At 43.8% G+C, this 21,474-nt stretch carries 15 protein-coding genes; 2 read left to right on the forward strand and 13 right to left on the reverse strand.

From position 1 onward, the window contains the following. Window positions 1-75 precede the first annotated feature (75 nt). From RMY31_RS36635 to RMY31_RS36645, 3 genes are all read right to left on the reverse strand, one after another. Window positions 76-1,329, reverse strand: coding sequence for a M28 family metallopeptidase (locus RMY31_RS36635; protein WP_322661429.1), 1,254 nt, complete (start codon window positions 1,327-1,329; stop codon window positions 76-78). Between the two features lie 232 nt (window positions 1,330-1,561). Next, window positions 1,562-2,884 (reverse strand): sensor histidine kinase, encoded by a 1,323-nt coding sequence (locus tag RMY31_RS36640; protein WP_322661465.1) that lies wholly within the window; start codon window positions 2,882-2,884, stop codon window positions 1,562-1,564. A 46-nt stretch (window positions 2,885-2,930) separates the two neighbouring features. After that, complete coding sequence (locus RMY31_RS36645) at window positions 2,931-3,626, reverse strand: response regulator transcription factor (RefSeq protein ID WP_322661431.1); 696 nt, start codon at window positions 3,624-3,626, stop codon at window positions 2,931-2,933. 78 nt (window positions 3,627-3,704) lie between these two features. Between RMY31_RS36645 and RMY31_RS36650 the strand changes: the two genes are divergently transcribed. Continuing rightward, window positions 3,705-4,106 (forward strand): hypothetical protein, encoded by a 402-nt coding sequence (locus tag RMY31_RS36650; protein WP_409879728.1) that lies wholly within the window; start codon window positions 3,705-3,707, stop codon window positions 4,104-4,106. Between the two features lie 835 nt (window positions 4,107-4,941). Here RMY31_RS36650 and RMY31_RS36655 read toward each other — a convergent pair. The 9 genes from RMY31_RS36655 to RMY31_RS36695 form a co-directional block, all read right to left on the reverse strand. Further along, on the reverse strand, window positions 4,942-7,179 hold the full coding sequence (locus RMY31_RS36655) for a family 1 glycosylhydrolase (protein ID WP_322661434.1): 2,238 nt from the start codon (window positions 7,177-7,179) through the stop codon (window positions 4,942-4,944). A 42-nt stretch (window positions 7,180-7,221) separates the two neighbouring features. Next, the gene (locus RMY31_RS36660) at window positions 7,222-8,052 is read right to left on the reverse strand and encodes an N-acyl homoserine lactonase family protein (RefSeq protein ID WP_322661436.1); all 831 of its coding nucleotides are present in this window, start codon (window positions 8,050-8,052) and stop codon (window positions 7,222-7,224) included. A gap of 108 nt (window positions 8,053-8,160) precedes the next feature. After that, window positions 8,161-9,090, reverse strand: coding sequence for an alpha/beta hydrolase (locus RMY31_RS36665; RefSeq protein ID WP_322661438.1), 930 nt, complete (start codon window positions 9,088-9,090; stop codon window positions 8,161-8,163). Window positions 9,091-9,104: 14 nt separating this feature from the next. Then, on the reverse strand, window positions 9,105-11,024 hold the full coding sequence (locus tag RMY31_RS36670; protein ID WP_322661440.1) for a cytochrome P450: 1,920 nt from the start codon (window positions 11,022-11,024) through the stop codon (window positions 9,105-9,107). A 144-nt stretch (window positions 11,025-11,168) separates the two neighbouring features. Next, window positions 11,169-12,743: a hypothetical protein gene (locus tag RMY31_RS36675; RefSeq protein ID WP_322661442.1), complete on the reverse strand. Its 1,575-nt coding sequence runs from the start codon at window positions 12,741-12,743 to the stop codon at window positions 11,169-11,171. 102 nt (window positions 12,744-12,845) lie between these two features. Beyond that, window positions 12,846-14,303, reverse strand: a complete 1,458-nt coding sequence (locus RMY31_RS36680) for a hypothetical protein (protein WP_322661444.1) — start codon at window positions 14,301-14,303, stop codon at window positions 12,846-12,848. A 167-nt stretch (window positions 14,304-14,470) separates the two neighbouring features. Beyond that, the gene (locus tag RMY31_RS36685) at window positions 14,471-16,168 is read right to left on the reverse strand and encodes an alpha/beta hydrolase (protein WP_322661446.1); all 1,698 of its coding nucleotides are present in this window, start codon (window positions 16,166-16,168) and stop codon (window positions 14,471-14,473) included. A gap of 125 nt (window positions 16,169-16,293) precedes the next feature. Then, window positions 16,294-17,358 (reverse strand): DUF6765 family protein, encoded by a 1,065-nt coding sequence (locus RMY31_RS36690; RefSeq protein ID WP_322661449.1) that lies wholly within the window; start codon window positions 17,356-17,358, stop codon window positions 16,294-16,296. 61 nt (window positions 17,359-17,419) lie between these two features. After that, window positions 17,420-19,741, reverse strand: a complete 2,322-nt coding sequence (locus RMY31_RS36695) for a GMC family oxidoreductase (RefSeq protein WP_322661451.1) — start codon at window positions 19,739-19,741, stop codon at window positions 17,420-17,422. Window positions 19,742-19,798: 57 nt separating this feature from the next. On the opposite strand from RMY31_RS36695, the gene RMY31_RS36700 reads away from it, so the two are divergent. Next, window positions 19,799-20,041: a hypothetical protein gene (locus tag RMY31_RS36700; protein WP_409879737.1), complete on the forward strand. Its 243-nt coding sequence runs from the start codon at window positions 19,799-19,801 to the stop codon at window positions 20,039-20,041. A gap of 173 nt (window positions 20,042-20,214) precedes the next feature. On the opposite strand, the gene RMY31_RS36705 is transcribed toward RMY31_RS36700, so the two are convergent. Then, window positions 20,215-21,015 (reverse strand): SDR family oxidoreductase, encoded by an 801-nt coding sequence (locus RMY31_RS36705; protein ID WP_322661454.1) that lies wholly within the window; start codon window positions 21,013-21,015, stop codon window positions 20,215-20,217. Between the last annotated feature and the right edge of the window lie 459 nt (window positions 21,016-21,474).

The raw sequence follows: 21,474 nt of genomic DNA on the forward strand, positions 1-21,474 counted from the left end.
GAGTTTCAACACAATCAGCAACAGACAAGACTCCGTTTTCCTCACCCATCCAAAATGTTCAGCACTGATTAGGTGCTATTTCAGTAACTTCTTGACGATATCCAGCGCTACTTGTGTGGTTGCATTCAGCAGTTTTGGGTCTATCGTTTTATCATTTGGTGTATGGTAGTTTGGTTCTTGACCCCGGTAGAAAAAGAGGACTGGCACGTTTTTGTCAGCAAATGGTGCATGGTCGCTACCACCATTGGCAGCAAAGTTTTTTGCGTTTGGGTCAATAGTTTTGGTGAATGCTGTTAAAGACGACGTGCCACCAATACGAAGCTGGTTGTTAACGCCAACCATGTCAAAATTCAGCATACCTTTCAATCCTGAGAGGAATTCTGGTGCAGCAGTATTCACAAAAGTTCGTGAGCCATGCAACCCGTCTTCCTCACCATCAAAAGCCACGAACCAAGCTTGCCGAGCAAGATTTGTGTTATGTAAATTACGGGCAACCGCTAGTACAACTGCTGTTCCAGAAGCATTGTCGTTCGCTCCCGGAGAACCTGGGACTGAATCGTAATGTCCACCAAGAATAATCTTTGGTTGAGTTACACCTGGAAGATGAGCGATAATATTACGTCCAGTAACAATCTGCCGTTGGGCATTGATATTGAGGCTGACATTGATTGAAGGATTTTGCGCCTGGTTCAGCAAGGGATTGCCACGCTCACCTGAAAGCGCCAAGACAGGGATTTTTGGTGAGTCTACCAGCGTAGCGCCGTTTAAATCGCCTGGTTCGTTATTGACAATTACTAAGCCAATTGCTCCAGCAGCGGCAGCATTTTCAGCTTTTTGGGAGAAGCGAATTTCACCACGCCGAACAATTGCGATCGCGCCTTTGACATTCAACTTAGCAAAGTCGTCAGTTCGTCCAACATTGGGAACTACCACTAGTGCTGCATTCAGCTTGCCAGGAATTGTGCCATTGAGTGCCTTACCCTCGATAATCGCACCATTAACAGTAAGATTTGAACCTAAGTCTACAAACTTTTGATAATTAAAAGTCTGAACTTCGGTGAGATAACCAACTTTACGGTACTCATCAATTAGGTAGGAACTAGCTTTTTCCATCACTGGTGTACCAGCAACTCGCGCACCCATATTCACCAAAGCTTGGACATTTGCATAAGTTGCATTGTTATCGTTCTTAGCATCAGCTTTTGGCAGAAAATCTACAACATTATTTAAACGATTTGTTGGCAAAGTGCAAGCTGTAGGTGGTAAAACCAGAATAGCTAGCATCGCCCCATTTAACCAAGAATTTGTTTTTCTTTTCAAGAAATTCATTTATCCTTTTGGGGATATGTCAAAAGTAGAAGGCAGAGGGCAGAGGGCAGAAGGCAGAAGGAAAGAGAATTTGAGTTAACTTTACTTGTCGTTACATAGTTATGTTTATTTCTACCTTTCTACTTACTTATTAACTCCTGATATTTTTAGTGTGATTGGTAAGAATGACAAAAAAATGTCAATCTTCATGGTTTGAAAAAAGGTAGAGGAACCACTGCTTTTTTTGTAATACCTATAAGTTAAAACCTTTGATAGCTCGGCTATTGACTCTCGATTTTTGCCTAATTCCTGATGAGAGGGGCAGTTGAATTTCCAGGATTGAACCTTGGCCAAGTACACTATTTGCGGTAATTTCCCCTTGGTGTGCTTGAATAATTTGCTGAGAAATCGCCAGCCCTAAGCCAAAGCCTCCTGTTTGTCGCGATCGCACGGTGTCCACGCGATAAAATCGTTCAAAAATATAAGGTAAATTCTCGCTAGGAATACCAATACCGCTGTCTTCTACCTGAATAATAGCTCGATGGGCGCGCTGGAAGAGTCGTAGCCCAACTTTGCCACCTGGCGGGGTGTATTTAAAAGCATTGGCGAGTAAGTTAACAACAGCTTGTTTAAGCAAATCGGCATCAGCTTGCAAGTACAAGGGTTGTTCGGGGAGGTGAGGAGTAAAGTGAAGATTTTGGGCAGTGGCTTGTTGTTGGTATTCATCATAGAGCGATCGCAGCAGTTCAACAAGGTCAATGCTCTTGAGTGCTGCGTTATCTAAAGCTCCTTCATGACGAGCTAAAAATAGCAAATTGCCAATCAAAGTCCTCATTGATTTCGCAATTTCTTCTATATTTTCTAGGCGAAAACGTTGCTCTAATGCATCTTCTGGTGGCATTAATGCAACTTGTGCATTGCTCAAAACCGCAGCAACAGGAGCGCGTAATTCATGGGAAGCATCGGCAGTAAAGCGCTGTAGTTGCTCGTAGGCACGACGAGTTGGTTGCATAGCAAGTCCTCCCAAAAACCAACCAGTAATCCCAATTAAACCTAAAGTTACTGGCACACCCAGCGTCAAAAATAACCTAGCTCGGTTCAAGCTTTCACGCAAGGGGGTCAGAGGAGCAGCTATTTGCAAATAACCGATCGTTACCTCATTGCGGATAACTGGTATCGTTAACTCTCGTAGCCATGTTTTAGTGGTAGTTGCACCGATTTGTCGATCGTTTATTTGGATAGTTTGAAAACTAGAACCAATAGTTAATTGCTTAGGAGGGTTTTTGCTACCAGATTTGACTAATTTTTTTTGGGAGTTGTACCAGCGGATATACACTAGTTGACTACCCAAAGCGGGAATATCATCTTTATTTAACTGCGATCGCTCTGCATCAAGACTATACTCTGCATTTGCTGCAATTGTTTTGCTTGTGGAGTAAAGTTCTTCATCAAAAACCTCAAGCTGGTTTTCTACTCCCAAATAATAGGCTATGGCAGCAAAGACAACGAGGATACTCCCCATCGATAGTGCAAATAAGCAAGCTAGATTACGACGGCTACGAGCAAACGCAAACATAGTCATTAGTTTATGTTCAAAAATTTTTTTGACTATTGACTCTGGACTATTGACTTAACTCTTCAACTTTTTCCGGAACGTTGAGGCGATAACCCATACCATATACATTTTCTAGCCAATCTTTGGCTCCAACTGTTTGCAGGCGTTGTCGCAGTCGGCGCACCAGCGTTGTTACAGCGTTACTTTCAGGTTCTGTTCCCCACCCCCAAAGAGCTTGTTCAATTTGATTATGAGATAAAACCTGACGTGAATGGCGCATCAGGTATTCCATCAGCTGAAACTCGCGACCTGATAGCTGAACACTTACCTGATTTCGCTCAATTGTGAGATTGTTCAAGTTCAGATATAAATCTTCTAAGCTGAGAGTGTCTCCTTGCCAAAGTGGCGAACGTCTTGCCAAGGCTCTGACACGTGCCAGCAGTTCCAAAACATCTACTGGTTTTACCAAATAATCATCTGCACCTGCATCTAAACCTATTACTTTATCTGAGGTGGTGTCCTTGGCGGTGAGCATCAGCACCGGAGAGGTTTTACCTGCTTGTCGATATCCCTGGCAAAGTTGAACTCCGCTAACATGAGGAAGCATCCAGTCTAAAACTAGCAAATCATAATCTTTATGAGATAAAAGCCACTGAGCAGTTTCTCCATCTCCGATGGCATCAATAGTATGTCCTGCTTTTGACAGTGCAGCTCGTAATGGTTCTAATTGGGCGGGGTCGTCCTCCACCAGTAAAATTAACATAAGCGATCGCTGTGTTTATTGTGTTTATTTTCTATATCCTAATCTGCCTTACAACTGTTAATTTCTAATGTTAAGTCTATGCTTAAATCCCGATGGTTTCAAATATTGTGTTCTTTGGGATTAGAGTTTTGGTTACCCTTGCCTCTACTCGGCTTAGCCTTTTGGGTAGGAAGCGGATTTCTAATGGATGGAATTTTGAGTCGTACTCATCAAACCACGAAATACCTGAAGGTTGATTCTCAATTGGTACAGCCTAACAAAACCGTAGCGTCAATCGAAGCAGAAATAAACGAGTATCAAGGTATTTCTAGGGTTAAAGTTAAGACGAATTCTTCAGTGCTAAAAGAACTAAAATTCGAGTTTGCAATAACAGAATTCAATCAACTTGAAGCTGCAATTAGCCAAGAATTAGGATTACCTATTGAGGAAATTAGAAAATTGATGCAAATAAAACAAAAAACAAACTCAGATGAGCAATAAAGAAATTGGTTTTTTGAATTGCGAGGCGTATTTTGAGAGATGTAGCGCAAAGCTAGATTTGAGAAAAAAGTCGCAAATGCTGACAAAGCATCACAGAGGTGACCAAGAAAAATTTAATTAGTAATAGTGTTGCCCATGACTAATATATTTATCTCGGTTTTTAAAATTAGTCATGATAAGTATATGGACAAATATATTTACGGTCATTGCGAGCGAAGCGAAATGAAGCAATCCCAGCCCTTGTGATTGCTTCATTTCGCTTCGCTCCATTCGCAATGACGTTGTGTAATTAATTATGTCTGACTACTTACCAAGTTGCCAAAGTTAGCCTTGTTTAGAATCAAGGTCACTACTGAATTAATTTTTGAGCAAATAATACGAACAAAGACAACTTGGTATAAAGCGTTGCTAATCTCTGTTTCTCCGGCACAGAATTTTTCAAACCCGCCAGTAGTACTAGAAGTTTTAATTGCAAACTGTACCTGATTCTTTTGATTAGCTTGAAACTCTTTAGCGATCGCCTATTTTTTTCTGATTCTTTTTACTTAATTGTTTGTCTATTTTGTCAACCTGTAAGTCCTAAATCTTTGCGATACATGGATTGTTTGTAAAGGCTAAGACCGTACCTGCGGGTTTCGCTTTAGCGGTACACCTCTACCAAAGTATCTGTCGCATTCTTTTTTCAAATTGGTATCAGTTGTTTTTAATAAAAAACGAGAGGATGAAAATATTTCTTCCCCACTCACAAATAGGGACGCAAGACCTTGCGCCCCTATCCCACTACTTGCTACTCCCTATTTTCCAACTTGGTTTATTCTTCTGGCTGAAAGAAAAATTACACCCCACCTTTGTTGATAACCTCTCGATACGCGGCTACAGCAAGAGTTGGCTGGCGCTTTAATTCTGGGTCAGTATCTAGGTCAACATGGTATAGCCCAAAATCGCTATCCGGGCCAAACTTCAGGCCCCATTCACGGTTAGAAGTGATGCACCAAGAGACATAACCCACCACATTCACGCCATCCTGACGGGCACGCTGCACCTGCTGGACGTGCTGACGAAGGTAGTCCACGCGCGTGACCACTTTATCGGCCACATCAACACAGCCGTTCTCAACAATCATAATCTCCTTGCCGGGGAACAGCTGGGCGTGGAATTTGAGCATATCATACAGTACCCCAGACCAAACTGGCGCATTACCAAAACGCCCAAATGCTGCATCCATCAACTGCTGGATACGGTTGAGTCGCAAACTGCTAATGCCCCAGTAGTAATCAAAGCCAACAAAATCCTGCTGACCGACGCACTCTTGGGGACAGAGAAATGTTGGCAGCTTGCCAGCCATACCGAGATGCCACCAGTTACTTGTCAGCGATGTCGAAAGGATGCTGAAGATTTTCAGAATTGGGTCGAAGATACGTGCAATCGAATGCAGCACAGGCAGGCGTTCCTGAGTGGAAACTGGATAAAACTTAACTTTGCTAGGATCGCCGAAAATTTGTTTGGCGACGGTACGAGCCAAATCGATTTCTAAACCGCTGAACTCCTTGGTATTGGGGTCACGATAACCAAACCCAGGCACGTTATCTTTGACGGCAATAATTAAATAACCCCGGTCTTGAATGCGACGCAACGGTGTTCCTGATTTAGCTAGGGGTAGAGGCTGTGCAAAAGTTGCAGTAGGAGAATTTGAGGAACCAGTAGTGATGTCGGCTAGAGTCGATCGCCTGCCTATGGGAGGTACGGAAGGCACGGGTTGATTGGGGAAATAACGGGTAAAGCTGGCTTTCCAATCACCGGATTCTTTGAAATATCGTACAGCTCCATCTACAGCATTGAGTAAAGCGCGATCGCCTTTAACTACAGCGGCAGCATAGTTTTCTTCAGTCAATCTGTCACCGTTATTACCCACCAAGCGGTATTTTCCTGGATACTGCTCCAAGACACCTAACAGAATAATGTCATCAATTAAGATGGCACTAATCTGCTCGTAGTCCAGCGCTCTCAGGGCATCGGTATAATCATCTACCACTTGGATATTGGCCGCAGGAAGTAGTCTATCTACCGTAGATTCGGCGGTAGAGCTTTTGACCACAGCCACAGGTTTGCCATTAAAATCTTCGAGTTGCTGAATGGGACTGTCTGATTTGACTAAAAGAATTTGACCTGCCTGAAAGTAAGCTTCAGAGAATGCCACTTCCTGTTGTCGCTCTTGAGTCACAGTTAAGGTGGCAATAACTACATCTACCTGTCCTTTTTCCAGCAAAGCTCGTTCAGTGTAACGCTTTCCTTGAGCAATAAAATCTTCAGGACGGCGGAGATTAGTGACGTTGCGATCTATCAGTCTTTGTACCCACAAAGGTAGACCCAACAGCATGGGGTTTGCTCCCACTTGGGCATCTGGGTTGACTTTTTTGAGGATAGTTCTGGCTCTAGTGTGTGCCACAAACAAATTCCGCATTAGCTTTTGCACTGAGGTCATCTGATTGGCGATGCTAGCACCTCGGTCGAGACCGGGAGGCATAAAGTAAGCTCTTTCCCACCAAGGTTTGACGTAGCCGTAGATCAATTGGCTGGGTTCGTTAAAACTAATCCAGTAGCGTGCTAAAGGGCCTAAACGCTTAGCAACTTCTGTAGCATAGTTGGCGAAAATAGCAGGGAAATCTGGCGAAGTCAAACCACCTCGTGCTTCTACATGGATGGGATGGGTGAAGTGGTGTAGAGTTACCAATGGTTCCATGTTGTGCGATCGAATGGTTTCAATCACCTGGCGATAATGTTCAAAAGCTTCCTCACTGAACTCACCAGGTTTAGGTTCTACCCGCGACCAAGCGATAGAAAAGCGAAATACCTTACAACCGAGGGACTGCGCCAAGGCTATATCTTCAGCGTAGCGATTCCAAAAATCAGTTGCTTGACCCCTGATGGTGAGGGCACGACGACGCTCCCACACATCCCGAATGTCTTCATAATGGGAATCGTAAGCTTCGCATTGGTGGTCGGCTGTAGCAACACCGAACATGAATGATTTGGGTAAAGGTGCAAAACCGCTAATGGGAAGTGGGTTTGACATGCGGGTAACTCCTTTTGAGATGATTGTGAAAATACACAATAGTTAGACCGAAACAATAGTTTGCTCCGCTAACCTCTGAGCAGCACTAGGATCGTGACTAGGAAGATAAACTGTGGGAAATTCTTGTACGTACTGCAAAATTTGCTTAAGTGTCTGGCGAGATTGTTCTTCATCTTGAGCGACACCGTCAACAATCTGCTCCAACATCAGTTGCTGAGTGTAAGAGGCATCACCAGCAAAAAATAAGGATAGTCCATCAGTTTGTACTAAAACTGATAAATGACCTCCAGTGTGTCCTTGTGTGGGAATTAACTTGACATCTCCAGCCTTTGTCAATGTGAAACTCTCCGGGAAAGGGCCTATAGGTTTAGGCTCATACTCTATTAAGCGGGGGGCTAGCCACTTTGGCCATTGGTGGGTCAAATAGCCTTTTAGCTGTCCGCGCCATCCACCAGTCAGTTCGTACTCTCTGCGAGAGATAATAATTTCTGCATTGGGAAAATGGTGCAGCCCGCCTATATGATCTGTGTGCAGATGAGTGAGAATCACCCAACGGATATCATTTGGTTCTATACCCAAGGCGCACAACCGAAAATTCACCTCATCTTCAGGCTGCAAACATGGTTTGATACTTAGTTGGAAATAAGGGTTCCACCAAGGAAAGTACCCAGGTTCCAAGGTGCGTGCAGTTTCCCCTGTATCAATTAGAATAATTCCTTCGGGATGTTCAATTGCCCAGCTATAAATGGGTAAGGGGTCAGTCCAATTGCGGTCAAGAATGGTGTTTACTAGACGCATGGTACCATGACCTTTGCTGTAGCACTGGCAGGTTTTAATCGATACAAGTCCACTCTGAACAGCGTGTATACGCATTTTTATACCTTGGATATGACCAAATAATTACTAATTCGTAGTTCGTAATTCGTAATAATGGATTTTAATTACGAATTACGAATTATCAATTACGAATTATTCTGTATCTTACTTACTCAAATACCTATCGAAGAAAGTTAGTACTTTGTCTGGGTAATCCACGACGTACTGATACCCGCCAAAGCGGTGATCGGTTTCAGGATACAACGGCTCGACGGCATTGGGAGTGGATGCCACCATGTTGGCAACGTCATCAACACTACCCCATTTGTCGCCGGTGCCTTGTACATAAAGCACAGGAATATCACGAGCTGCGGCTGCTTCATAGGCAGGTTGGATAAAAGCAGTGCTTGGCCCGCCCGATAAACGATAGAGTATTTCTACTGCTGGCCCAAACAGTTTATCTAAGGGGCCGAATTTATCGGCGCGGTAGCGTTGTCCAAATACTGCTGAGGTATTGGGTTGTACGGCGACGGCTGCTTTAATATCTGTAGTATGGGGAAGAGTGAAAACTACAGTGTTGCCTCCCATAGAAAACCCGATAGTACCAATGCGGTTTGAGTCTACTTCGACTCGATTCTTGGCATAATTGATGGCTCCCAATAAGTCACGTTTTTCCAACCAGCCAGAGGTGAGGGGAATTTTGGCATCGCTCTCGCCATGATTGCGTAGATCAAACATCAACACGTTATAGTTTCTTTCGTGCAATGCTTTGGTGAAGGGCAAAAGGTTAATTGGCTTGCTGCCTGGTAAATCTCCTAATAAGTCGTTAGCCTTTGTACCAATCCGGTTCCACGGCCAGCCGTGTACCATAATTACAGTTGCGGCTGGGGTCTGCAATGCTGGGATAAACCAGCCTTTGATAGATACTCCATCTTGAGCTGGAAACTCCACATCTTCGTAATCTAAGCCTACATCTTGCCTGGGATTAGTCCAAATTTGCTGCCGCTTCGGCTTAATTAGTAACCGTGCTGAACTTGCTACCACTACCACGTAGATAAGCAAGATAATAGCGATCGCCCAGATTAAGATATTCACAATACTGCTCTCCTCTAACTAACTTTCTGCTTGGGATTTTCCGCATAAATGCCAAACTTTACTTTCAAACCGTCACGCGGAATGGGAAAAAGGTTACGGTTTAATTCCAGATTCTGCGGCGGTAATTCCCAGTTATACTGACGTAACAAATGCACCGCTATTACTTTTATCAATACTGTAATCAAGTCTTCACCTGGGCAACGGTGACTATCTCGCGCTCCACCGCCGTGGGGTACGTAGCTATTTTCTGGTAAATATGCGAACTTTTCCGCAGCAAAGCGGCAAGGCTGGAAAGTTTCCGGTTCGGGAAATATTTGGGGAATATGCATGGTAGTATGAATTCCTCCAACTGCACCCCAACCCTGCGGTATGCGGAAGTTTTGAAACTTAGACTCTTTTTTAACTAGACCGAAAAAAGTAGCAGCGTTGATGGGATAGAAGCGGCGGAGTTCGTAAGCAATTTGCTTCAAATACACCAGATTTTGCAACTGCGCGAAATTCAACGAGCCACTAGAAGCGTATTGATTGACTTCTTGTCTGGCGCGGCTGATGATTTCTGGATGTTGAGCCAGAGTTAGAGAAAGAAAGGTTAACGAGATATAAATTCCGCCATAAGCTGCAAAGAATAGGTGCAGTACCTCACGGCGTAGCTGTTCGTCAGTGAGGGTACTTCCATCTTCACCACGCGCTGTTAACAGCAGTCCCAGCATATCTGACTGAGGTTGCTGACGGTGCTGAATAATTGCTTTATCGATGAGAGCAAGCAACTTGTCCCGGCTTTGCAGCGCTTTTCCGTAAGCATTCCAACGCAGGTTAATTGGTATTGAGGTGAAACCTTTGAGAAAAGTTTCAATCACTTCCCCCACTGCTTCACTTTCTGGCCCTGGGGAACCGCCAGTAAACAAAGCATTGGTGAGACTGGCGCTCATTTTACGGTATTCAGGTATCCAAGCAAAGCTACCTAGCTTTTCCCAGCGTTCCAGGTAATAAGTGGCTGCTTGTTCAATTAGGGGAATATATTTATCGAAAGCCTGTGGCGTAAAAGCTTCGAGAATAATTTTTTTTCGGCGGCGATGTTCGCTTCCATCTAATAATGGTAAGGACTCCCAGTCTAATAGTTCTTGTATCGGTTGTGGATTAGCTTTCTCACGGGTAAAGTATTCTTGGTTTAGGAAGAAGGTAAAAGCTTCTGGGCCGATAAAGGCGATAACGGGTTTGCCGAAAAGATGAGTCTTGAAGACTGAACCATACTTTTGAAAGCGCTGGCGATAGAACTGGTGATTATCCCAAGCTAGAGCAATAGTTTCTCCGATTAGGGGTAAACCGTAGGAACCAGGTGGTAAATCTTCACTATCTTGACCGTTGCGGCTATTGTGGTAGCGCACCAACAAACCCACCAAAATAGAGATAGCTAAAATAATTCCCAAAATTCGAGCAAATCCCTGTTGTCCAATCAAAGTGCCAACTAAAAAGCTCAAACCAGCATATATATTTACTCCGATTCTTTGCTTCTTAATCCAGGTTGCCGAAGAATCACTAAACCATGCCAAACTGATATCTAATCCCCACCATAAAGCCAGAATTAGTTCGCTTGCAGTAATAGCAGTTCCATCAATTGCAAAAGTTGCTTTGATGCTGTCTGGGACTAAAAATACTTCATAAAACAAATGAACTAAATAAGCTAAAAAGCTAAAAGTCCATAGTAGTAACCAATAATTATTCTTATTAGCTGATTTTCCATGCAAAATATATAAATAAATTGCTGGAATGAATAAAATTGCGCTAGCCCAAAATGAGTAAATAGCACGATGTAAATTCAAATTTGGTTTTAATTCTGCCGCTATTAAAGCAGCAATTAGGATAATTCCAAAAGCTAAAAAAGTATTAGCAAATTCTGCTAAAGAAATCTTTTTTTTTGATTTAAATATTTCCATTTTTAACCTCTTTACTCTGTGTTCTCTGTGCCTCTGTGGTTAAAAAATCATTTATTTAACCACAGAGAGAAGTAGCGTGCGGAGGTTCCCCCCCGTTAAGCAAACTCCTGTAGATACAGAGGCACAGAGATTAAATACAAAATTTTAAAGTGTCTTGAGATACTCTAATAAATCTTCCAAAGCTGCCTTGTCCCAACCTTCTCCTTGATAAGACCAGGGATAGTCATGTCCTTTGTTAGAGTTTCCTTGAACATGAGTATCGAACTTAAAGTAATGTTTATCGTCTGGCTCAGTTGGTGAAGCCAAACCAACATCAACCGGATCGTAGAGATTGTCTCCGCGATAAAAAAGCTCTCGACGAGGTTTGAGATTAACTAACTCTGCCAAAGTCAAAACACTGCCGTTATGCAAATATGGAGCGCGAGCAAAAACCGATTCGATGGGAGCATTAATGAAACCTTTGGTATCTCCTAAAGGCCCTGGTCGAAGATTTTCCCGTTTGGGCTTCAAAGGATGCCCATCAGGGAAGAAACTATCAACGACATCCGGCAGTTCTTTGTAGTAACGATAGTTCAACCGTTCGGAATCAGTTTGAATATCTTCTATTGGGGTAATTAAACCTTGAAGTTCCCCTTTCACCCAACTTCCATCTTCAGAATTGCGATACCCATGACAGCTAGCGCAATTCTGCTGAAAGACAGCACGGCCGCGTTCTACTTTCTGTGGAACGAGCGTAATACCTTGGTCTTTGAAGACCTCTGTATATTTAGGCCCTTGCAAATCTAATGTATATTCAATGGCTTGAACGACATTGTGAGAAATTTCTGGCACGACTAAGTTATTAGGTGTTGCTCCTGCTGCCACTGCTGCAAGTACGCTGCGACTGAGACGATCTTTAACGCTACCGTCATATTGCGCCCAATCTCGATGTTTCTGCTCGTACAATGACGGGAGTTTGGAATAGGACTTGTCCAAGGCGGCGGGACGATCCATCATGAAGTGTACCAACTCTTTAAAAGGTTGGGTGCGAGCAGGGCCGATGGGTGATAACTTAGAGTCTCTCAGGTCTTTGCCATTGTAAGGGTTATCCCATTTCGGAAGTGAAGCTAGTACTTGACCTCTAGCAGTCGACAACCAAAAACCGATTACAGTTTTATCAACAATTCCTAGCGATTTATGGTATTTAGCTTCATAAGCTTTGGCAACGTTTTCTACAGTTAGACGCTTTTCGTCGAGAAGTATTGTTTTGAAAGCATCTACCCAAGCGAACAAGTCTAAGGAAGTACTCCCCATCCCTGTGACGACTACACCCTCATCGTCTGGAAACCTCCGAATATGGGATGTGTGACACAATGCACAGCTAAAACCCACAAATTTTACAGGCGAAGGCTTTCCTGATTGCGGTTGAAAGTTGGAAATATTAAAACCCACTGGCAACCCCTCGTTTTCATCTGGCTTTCCGTGGATAAATCCAAATTGCTGAACCCAATCCCCAGCTTCTTTACCTGCTGGCTGCAATTGATCGGGGAATAAATCGGGAAGGACTTGAAAAACTGGCAGGGGTGCTAACTCAGTGCCGATACTTCCGTGGATAAATGCTTCTTTTGGAGTTCTAAATACAGGTTTCGCCCAAGTTGATTCTATGTACAAAAACCCAAAGGTTCCGATCAGCAAAACGGAAACCAGCGCTATAGCAGCAATCCTGATAACTTTTAACATATTTTCCTCTGACAAAAACACAGGAACAGCCACTCGATTTTGAATTTGGGATTTTAGATTAGAGTACAATCCAAAATCCCAAATCTAAAATCTAAAATTTGATTAGTGCTTGCCCCAAAGCTCAGCATGTTGAGCCTGACGACTGAAAAGAGCGGGGTCGTAATACTTCTGGTAATATTCCAACTCTAGATGGCTAAATTGAAGCCAGATGCCAGGAACGAAGAAAGCATCGATGTGGGCAGGAAAGCGACCGTAGGTGTCGTAGATGTAGTTGCAGATATCTTTGGTATACTGAATCGTTTCTTTGGAGTGGGGTTCTGCATCCCGCAAGAAAGCCTCAGCACTTGATTTTGCTTGATAGGAGCGGGCAAACACCTCTTTATCCCCATAGGCTCCTTGGCTGCCGTACTTCTCTTCGATGACGCGATCGACCGCTTCATCCATAGATTTAACGTAAGGCGGGCAAAGTCCTTCCAACACGCCATCAATACCAACTGGATTGGCTTGAGAAGCTGGTGGCGGTGCCCAAATACTTTGTTTGGGAGTTGGCGGTTCCATGCGAAATCCTAGACCATACCATTCCTTGTCTGGGTCGTGCTGGAGAATGAAGGGCTGGAAGACTGCCCCATGTACCCAACCACCAACACCCATTGCCTGACCAATGAGCATTAAGTTTTGCAAAATAAAGAAACATTCATGCTCGGTACGCATTGTTTGAGCCAGTCCCAAGGGAACGGTGTTGTTGGGATTGACAAAGCCACCTTTGACTCGTTCAATGCCACCGATGGGTTGATAGGGAATTTTGGGACTCAACCCTAGGTGCATTCCTACCCAAGCTGCCCAGTCTGACAAGCTTTTTGGTCTAAACTTTTGCCAGTCATCGACAAACAAAGGTTTTTGACCGTCTGGTTCCGAAAGCAGGATGAGAATGACATTGATATATTGACGAGTGCAATCGACGACTGGGAAAAACAGAGTTGTACCGGGAAGGTTAGAAATTTGCTTGTTCCAGCCTAGATAGTAAGGGTAAATACGGGGGAAATCTAGGCGGCGATCGCTAATTTTATGTTTGACAGCAGCAGCAGCTTTCAGCCAGTCTTGCTCTGACCAATCTTCCCATTTCGGCGGTAGATCGCCAAGGGCTGCTAATGCTTCCCTACCTTTCAGCCGCTTAATTAGCCAGATACCTTCATCATTAATCATGAAAAAGGAAGTCGCTTGCGAATTATCAGCGCTACTCCCAGAACGAGCAACGATGTTGAGAAAAGGGGTTCCTAATTCTTTGCCACCTTCGGGTTTATAAAGAGGGCCGTCGTGAGTTGTGATACCAGTCATCCCCGTAGCGACAATCAAAATTGCCTCTTCTAGGGGAGTCAGAGGGTCTGGTTGATTCGGGCTGGTATAGCTGAGTTCCCCAGCGTCAATGGAAGCACCTTGAGCTACTCTACGAGTACGCCGTTCCACAATTGCTTCTACCAGTGGATAACTTAATAGCGCTTGTAAACCAGGGTGCTTTTTGATATCCGATACCAGAGGTTCACTAACTAGTTGATCGCTCATTTGCAATTACCTTCGGGGTGTATGGGGACTGGGGATTGGGGATTGGGGAACTCGGGGTCCCCTCTGGGGATTAGGGGCAATGGGGATTGGGAACTGGGGATTGAGGATTGGAGTATTAATTCTTTCTTCCCCTGCTTCCCCTGCTCTCTTATCCTCCTCATCCTGGACTAATTGAACTTATCCAATTCCGCTAAGATGGTGGGGAAAATGTCTCTTGCGGCGTTTTTGCCCATGAAACAATCCATGTGTGCATAATCAGGGATAACATGGCGCACGTACAAATCGCCACCATTTTTTTCGCACAATAACTTATAAGTAATTGCCGAACCCTCTGGCAGGAAAAAGGCGTTATCTGCACCGTGAAGTAAAGCAATGGGAATGGCTAGGCGTTCTAAATGAGGCAAGTAAACATCTTTACCATCTTTGTTGACAATGTGACCCTCGCGCAGGATGAGAGATATATGTCGAAAGAAGGTCATATTAGCCGGGCCAAATATCTCATGAACGGCATCGTGAGTTGCTTCATTTAGTTGGGCGATTTTGTAAACTTCTCCGTACATGAACAGAATGCGGCGGTCAACTGGATTGTTGTAAGGTTCTTTGGTGGGATACAGCCTTAAAACTGTGTCGTAAAGTTTATCTTGCCAATCAGCATGAGTATCAAAATCTGGGTCGAGAGTGTCTACTCCCAGTACTGTGAGAAATGAAGCTAGACGCAAACCAGCTCTGATTTCGTTGAGGGTTGCGGCTCTGGGATGGGTAGTTAATTGAGAACAAACGGCGGAACGAACTCCTTGAAGACCTGCTAGCATCGCCATCAAAAAGGACATAGAGCCGACGCAGTGACCGACGACTTGAACTGTTTCTGATTCAGTGATAGCACGTACTTGTTTAACTGCTGCTGGCCAATCGTAAAGCGCAATCTCATCAGCTGAAAACTGGGTGGTGGCAGATGGCAAGTCTGCACTGGCTCGATAATCGAATAGCCAAACATCATAGCCGTGAGCATACAAGAACTCTGGCAGGTTAGTTTCGACGGTATCGATAGAAAATGCCAAGGTGGAAGTACCGAAGCCTGGTGCTAGCATGACTGGCCCTTTCGTCCCGCCTTGATATCGAATCAGTCGCAGCTGCACTCCATCAGTAGTTTTGAAGAAATAAACTTCGGGCGCTGACATCCTTAGAGGACGCTTTTGTCGGGGTGGTGCATCTGGATTGAATATTTTGGAAGGCGCAAATATACCACCGTAAACGTTAAACAAGACTCCAGCAAAGAAGCTGCCAAAGCGGGCAGTTTCTTCTATTTTTTGCTGGAGATTAGTGGTGTTGGTAACTTCCAAGGTAGACAGCTGATGTAGGAAATCTGTTGGCAGAATTTTGATGATTCCCTGTCCCAAAACTGGACTGTTGGGACTGTCGCCATCATGCACGGTAATGTATAAGGTGGTGGTGTCTGCCCAGATGTCAAAACCAGGGTCGTTGTGTACGACTTTGAAGCCTTCAAAATAGTAAACTTTACCGTCGGCGGCAGTCATTTTCATGCGATAGACCATGCGCCGCGTATTGACGCTGGCTGGGTCAACTATGAATAAGTTAAATTCACCATCGCTAACTGTTAAAGGTGTAGGCGATAGTGCTGGTGCGGTGACACTGCCAACTAATTTAGCTTTGTGGCTTTCGTCTGTAAGCATTTTGTCCAAATCGTTGGAAGTCACTGTGAGGGTGAATTCAAATTTGGAGTTATCTTGTGTACCCTGCTGTGCTGCTAGTTGATAATCGTTTTTGACTTTTGTAGAAAAATAGCCGCGCATGGTTTCAGTAAACTGAATCCCTACTTTTTCTGGTGCAGTTGTGGTTGTTGCCATAAAACACCTCTGTGTTGTGAGTGCTGAGAGACGCGATTATACTCTTACGAGAAGCCGCTCTTACGAGCGTCTACGCGTCTGTACAAGAGTAAGGTTTTATTCCCCCTTGTCCCCCTTATTCTCGATCAGGCGACGCAGATTCCATATCTGGGTAGCAGGTCGTGGACGATGTAGAAATGATGAGACTGCAAAGCGTCGTGAAATAGTTTCCAATCACTGGCTAAAAAGTTGGAGTGATAGGGAAATATTTCGTTTTCTCGTTCGACTAAGTCTTCTGTACCTAAAGCTGTATGTTTCCAGGAGTCTTTGCCTTTGGGGATGTAGGTAACATCGGCTTTGCCAAAGCTGAATTTACCTTGGGCGATCGCATCTAACCACTTTTGGTGGCGTACGCTACCGCTATTATCAGTAATATTCCTCAGCAATACATCGATTAAGGTTTTATCTGGTTCTGGCAGTCCCGGTACAATTGCATCTGGATCGCCTGCCAAATATCGCTGCATGGCTTTGCACATCTGGTCGGCGGCTTCTAGAAAGTCTTTGGGATTGTTTCTGATGATTTTCTCTCCCCGCCCGTTGATGTAACCCCAGCTCAAAAAGGGTCTGTCAGGATGGCTGAGAACCGCTCCATGTCCCAAGGGGAAGGCTTCACTGACGAAGTAATTCTGAAGCCTATCCATGAGGTTATAATCTGGTTTGCCGTTTTCATCTAGCAGATTTTTGGCTTCATTAACCTGATGATTAACTCCGGCAAAGCCTTGGTGTGCCCAAGTATCAACATATACATGCATAGTGATGCCAAGTCGATGCAATCCGTAGGGAGAGTGACGTTTCTGAATACACTCTTGCACCATTTGCTGTGCGACATCGCTGTTGGGACGACAAATAAGCTTGTCGATAAATTTCCCATCAGGATCTTCACCTGCTTTTAATCCGGCGTTCCCAGGCAGAAAATGAAACGGAATCCAAACGCGATAATTTGCCAGTTCCTGAAAGTTGCGGTAGTCCAGCATTTTATGAGCGGAACTCATGCGGCTAAACAGTGCGCCGTTGTCAAACCGGATTAATCCGTCGTTGATAGCATCGTCTACATATTGGGCACTGTAAGCGATGGTATTAGCAGCTTTATGCTCAAACCCAGCTAGTCGTGCTGCTACGTAGGTGACACCATGATGAAAGTCGATTTGCATATATATTTTAGTCAGTGGTCAGTGGTACAGACGCGATTAATCGCGTCTGTACAATAGTCATCTAAAAGTAGAGTTCGGATAAGGTGCCGACAAAGAAGCGACTGAAGCGATCGATCGCTTGCAGGCTTTCTGCACGGCTGAGGGCGTTGGTGACTTTGAGGGTAGTCATTTGCTTGATGAAGTCTGCGGGCTGAATTTTGAGAATGCCTTTACCAACTACGGAATTTTTGTTGCTGTCGCCCTCATAAATGGTGATGTAAAGAGTGGTAGTGTCAGACCACAAATCAAAGCCTGGGTCATCGTGAATTTCTTTAAATCCCTCGAAGTAGTATTTTTGTCCTGCTTTTGTTGTCATGTGCAGGTCGTAGCGCATTTGTCGTGTTTTGGCTTTGTCTTGTTCCTTGACGAACAAATTGAATATGCCATCGGTGACGGTTAGTGGTTCGGCTGCGATCGCAGGGGCTGTAACTGTACCAACTATCTTGGCCGTGTGGTCGATGTCGTTGAGCAAGTCTTCCAAGTCATCGGAAATGACTGTCAAAGTAAATTGCAGGGGAGAGTTATCTTTTTTACCCTGCTGTAATGCACGTTGATAGTCATCTTTGACTTGGGTGGAAAAGTAGCCGCGCATGGTTTCGGTGAACTGAATTCCCACTTTGGCGGGTGCTGTCGGTGTTGTTGGCGGTACTGAAGGTAGGTCGTAGTTAATTGTCCAACCCCGGTCTTTGGCGATGAGGGCGCAGCAGCGTTCGGCTACGGCGGAAATGGTCAGTAAAGGATTTACACCTAAAGTACGGGGAATTACTGAACCATCGGCAACATAGAGGTTTTCATAAACGGCTGTACCTCGATCGCGGGAAAATACTTGTCCTTTGTGGTTGACTACGCCGCGTTCGGCATCTTCTGCTAGGATGCAGCCACCAAGTGGGTGGACTGTTACCAAGTCGTGACCAAATAAACTAGTCCAAATGGGGTTGGGAATTTGTGTGCCACCTAAAGGACGAGTTGCTTCTGCAAGGCGATCGTTCACTCGTTGAAAGATGGATTGTTTGCCTACGTCTTCCCAGCGAATTCTCAGACGGTCATCTTCTAAGTACATCTGTCCGGCTGCATCATCGTGGGTCATCACTAAATAAGTCTGGGTGTTGCGAACTGCACCTGTGTAAGCACCGCGAGTCAAACTCTCTGTTTCTCTTAGCTTTTCTTTGATGCGATCGCCCCAACCTTCGTCGCTATCTTTACCCAGTACTTTGCCAGCAGCAGCAAAGCTGGCGGGTAAAAAGGGCGCGAGGGCACCGGGAATTGAACCTTCTTCGATAACCATGCCGTTATCTAGTCGTGGTTGTTCGCGCATATCGATAATGCCGGTGATGCAAGGCCCGACTGATTCCCGCGTTCCAGCGCGGTTGCCAAAGCCAATTCCATTAATGGTTTGGTCAGTGTTGTAGCCAAAGGCTAATACATCGCCATTGCCTGTAAAGTTGTGTCCTAGTTGGTTGGACACAGATAAACCTGCTTGTTGCGATCGCAGTAAAATTTCTGTAGAACCAAGTGTGCCAGCAGCTAAAACAACAATATCGGCACTGACAAACATTGTGGGCGCATCAAATATTTGCTGTCCGGAGTTGAGTAATTGAAAGTGAACCAACCAGCGATCGCCTTGCTTTTCAACTGTCCGCACAGATACTTGCGTATAAATTTCTGCACCGTGGTTTTTTGCATCAGGCAGGTAATTCATTAAAGTAGTATTTTTTGCGCCGTGATTACAACCCGATACACAATCACCGCAAAAGTTACATTTCTTTTGTTCCACTCCTACATGATTCACCCCATCTTTGAAAGTTACATTAATGGGTGGGCGATAAAACTTTTCATTCAAATATTTAGAAGACTTTTCCAGTGCTTGTAATTTAGGCAAAGCTGGCGAATCTTCAGGATAGGAGTTGGGTTTGAGCATTTCTTCAGCGCGACGATACCCTTCTGCTAATAAAGTATCGACATCGTTTTGCAATTCCTTAGGCCAGCGCGGATCTTCAAACACACGCGGTTCGGCTTGCAATGACACATTGGCATTAACTAGCGATGTACCACCCAGTCCACAACCCATGAATACATTGATATCTTGATTAACGCGAAAATCGTACAAACCCGTGCGCGAACCAATGTGTTTGCCTGGTAAATCTACTTGTATTTCACCTACCGCATTGACATCAGTATTTGGATATTCGCCTGGTTGAAATTCTTTACCTCGTTCTAGTACGCATACCTGCTGTCCAGCACGCGATAGGCGTGAAGCCGCGATACCGCCACCATAACCGGAACCAATGACCACAACTTTATAGTGACTTTTTATATCTTCAATTGGGTTTGATAAACGAGTCATAAGTATAAATCCTTGCAAATTGTGGACATGGCAAGATAGTTTTCACCTACATCGAAGATGAAGGCAAAAGCCGACCGAACCAGAATTTTCGACCGCAAAGCAGAGTTTTCTAAGACACTGCCGTTATACTTCAAAAGCGCTAAAGGTGGTTTCGTAAAATCAGCACACAAAAGGGCATTGCTGATAATAAATATGGAAAAATCAAGCTTAAAAGCAGACTTGTTAAGTCTTTCTAAAGAAATTAAGCAATGCCTTCTTGAGAGTTATCGGAGTGGATTAAGAATTTATGCAAGTTCATAAATAACTTTACATATTCTCACTTTAATCCTTAAATCTAGCAACGCTGATACCACTGCCAATAGTTAAGAAAACAAGGAGGTGTTTAATTTACACCTTGGAAATGTTATGTGGAATTTAAAACATCAGCGTAACACCACACACAGCTTTATTGAGTATAAAATAGTAAATTTTTATTACTTACTATTCATACTTCTGGCGATTTTTACCACCATTTTTCTGGGTGTAAATCTGACGGCTTCAGCGAGTAATTTATTTTTGATCCCAGGAACGACAACAGTTTTGTTTGACATTAAGCCTTGATAGCTAATCTTTGCTACGGTTTCCGCATCCATAACGTTTTGACTAGTGACCAGCTTAGATTCTTCCATAGCTGCTCTTTGTTGAAAACCGGATGCCGTTGTTCCCGGACAAACAACAGTTACAGTGACACCTGTACCTTCTAATTCATTGGCGATCGCTTCTGAAAATGATAATACATAAGCTTTAGTTGCAAAATAAACTGCTAATAAAGGGCCTGGTTGAAAAGCAGCACCGGAAGAGATATTTAATATCTTTCCATAGCCTTGCTCCACCATATCCTTAAGAAATAACTTAGTTAAATGAGTCAGGCTGACCACATTTACTTGTAGCATTTCTAGTTCGGTTTTGAGGTCGGTTTCGTGAAAAAATCCATAACTACCAAATCCAGCATTATTTACCAGCACATCAATTTTGATAGCTGCTTGTTGTAGTTTTGTAAAAATTTCTGCTGGCGTTGTTGCCAAGGATAAATCCTTAACAATAATTTCAACTTTTATGCCGGATTTTTCTGTAAATTCTTTAGCAATTTGAGTTAACTTTTCTTCACTTCTGGCGACTAGTACCAAATTATAACCATCACGAGCAAATAACTTAGCTAATTCGTAGCCAATTCCACCAGATGCGCCAGTGATTAAAGCAGTTTTTTCTCTGTTTAGATGATTTGTGGTCTTCATAAACCAAGAAACTCTTGTATTTTGTGTCTTTGAGTTGATGAATCCCTTATACCGTAAAAACTCGCGAATGGCAGGTTTGTAAAGTAAATATAAGAACATCTGATATGTAAACGGGACTGGGGACTGGGTAAAATGAGTGCGCGATCTACTGAAATGAGAAAGCAAACTGGAGTTTGAGAAAGCAATATGCCTTTTTGCTTGCTAAATCTACTGAAATGAGAAAGCAAACTGGAGTTTGAGAAAGTAATATGCCTTTTTGCTTGCTGAATCTACTGAAATGAGAAAGTAAACTGGGGTTTGAGAAAGTAAACTGGGGTTTGAGAAAGCAAACGGGCATTTTTACTGATTAAAATTTACTTTATAAAATCCAAAATCTGGTTTTCTCTCCTTTACAAGGCTACGGTGTATAGACAATTCGGAAAATCTTACCCACATTATTTTTCATCTGGTAGTGGCATG

Origin of the sequence: Dendronalium sp. ChiSLP03b, assembly GCF_034531165.2 — a bacterium.
Classification (GTDB): domain Bacteria; phylum Cyanobacteriota; class Cyanobacteriia; order Cyanobacteriales; family Nostocaceae; genus Dendronalium; species Dendronalium minutum.

Coding starts and splice junctions, on each gene's coding strand:
- RMY31_RS36675 (WP_322661442.1), bottom strand. CDS start 12,743: ATGTTAAAAGTTATCAGGATTGCTGCTATAGCGCTGGTTTCCGTTTTG.
- RMY31_RS36640 (WP_322661465.1), bottom strand. CDS start 2,884: ATGTTTGCGTTTGCTCGTAGCCGTCGTAATCTAGCTTGCTTATTTGCA.
- RMY31_RS36650 (WP_409879728.1), top strand. CDS start 3,705: ATGCTTAAATCCCGATGGTTTCAAATATTGTGTTCTTTGGGATTAGAG.
- RMY31_RS36660 (WP_322661436.1), bottom strand. CDS start 8,052: ATGCGTATACACGCTGTTCAGAGTGGACTTGTATCGATTAAAACCTGC.
- RMY31_RS36705 (WP_322661454.1), bottom strand. CDS start 21,015: ATGAAGACCACAAATCATCTAAACAGAGAAAAAACTGCTTTAATCACT.
- RMY31_RS36700 (WP_409879737.1), top strand. CDS start 19,799: ATGAAGGCAAAAGCCGACCGAACCAGAATTTTCGACCGCAAAGCAGAG.
- RMY31_RS36680 (WP_322661444.1), bottom strand. CDS start 14,303: ATGAGCGATCAACTAGTTAGTGAACCTCTGGTATCGGATATCAAAAAG.
- RMY31_RS36670 (WP_322661440.1), bottom strand. CDS start 11,024: ATGGAAATATTTAAATCAAAAAAAAAGATTTCTTTAGCAGAATTTGCT.
- RMY31_RS36695 (WP_322661451.1), bottom strand. CDS start 19,741: ATGACTCGTTTATCAAACCCAATTGAAGATATAAAAAGTCACTATAAA.
- RMY31_RS36635 (WP_322661429.1), bottom strand. CDS start 1,329: ATGAATTTCTTGAAAAGAAAAACAAATTCTTGGTTAAATGGGGCGATG.
- RMY31_RS36685 (WP_322661446.1), bottom strand. CDS start 16,168: ATGGCAACAACCACAACTGCACCAGAAAAAGTAGGGATTCAGTTTACT.
- RMY31_RS36690 (WP_322661449.1), bottom strand. CDS start 17,358: ATGCAAATCGACTTTCATCATGGTGTCACCTACGTAGCAGCACGACTA.
- RMY31_RS36645 (WP_322661431.1), bottom strand. CDS start 3,626: ATGTTAATTTTACTGGTGGAGGACGACCCCGCCCAATTAGAACCATTA.
- RMY31_RS36655 (WP_322661434.1), bottom strand. CDS start 7,179: ATGTCAAACCCACTTCCCATTAGCGGTTTTGCACCTTTACCCAAATCA.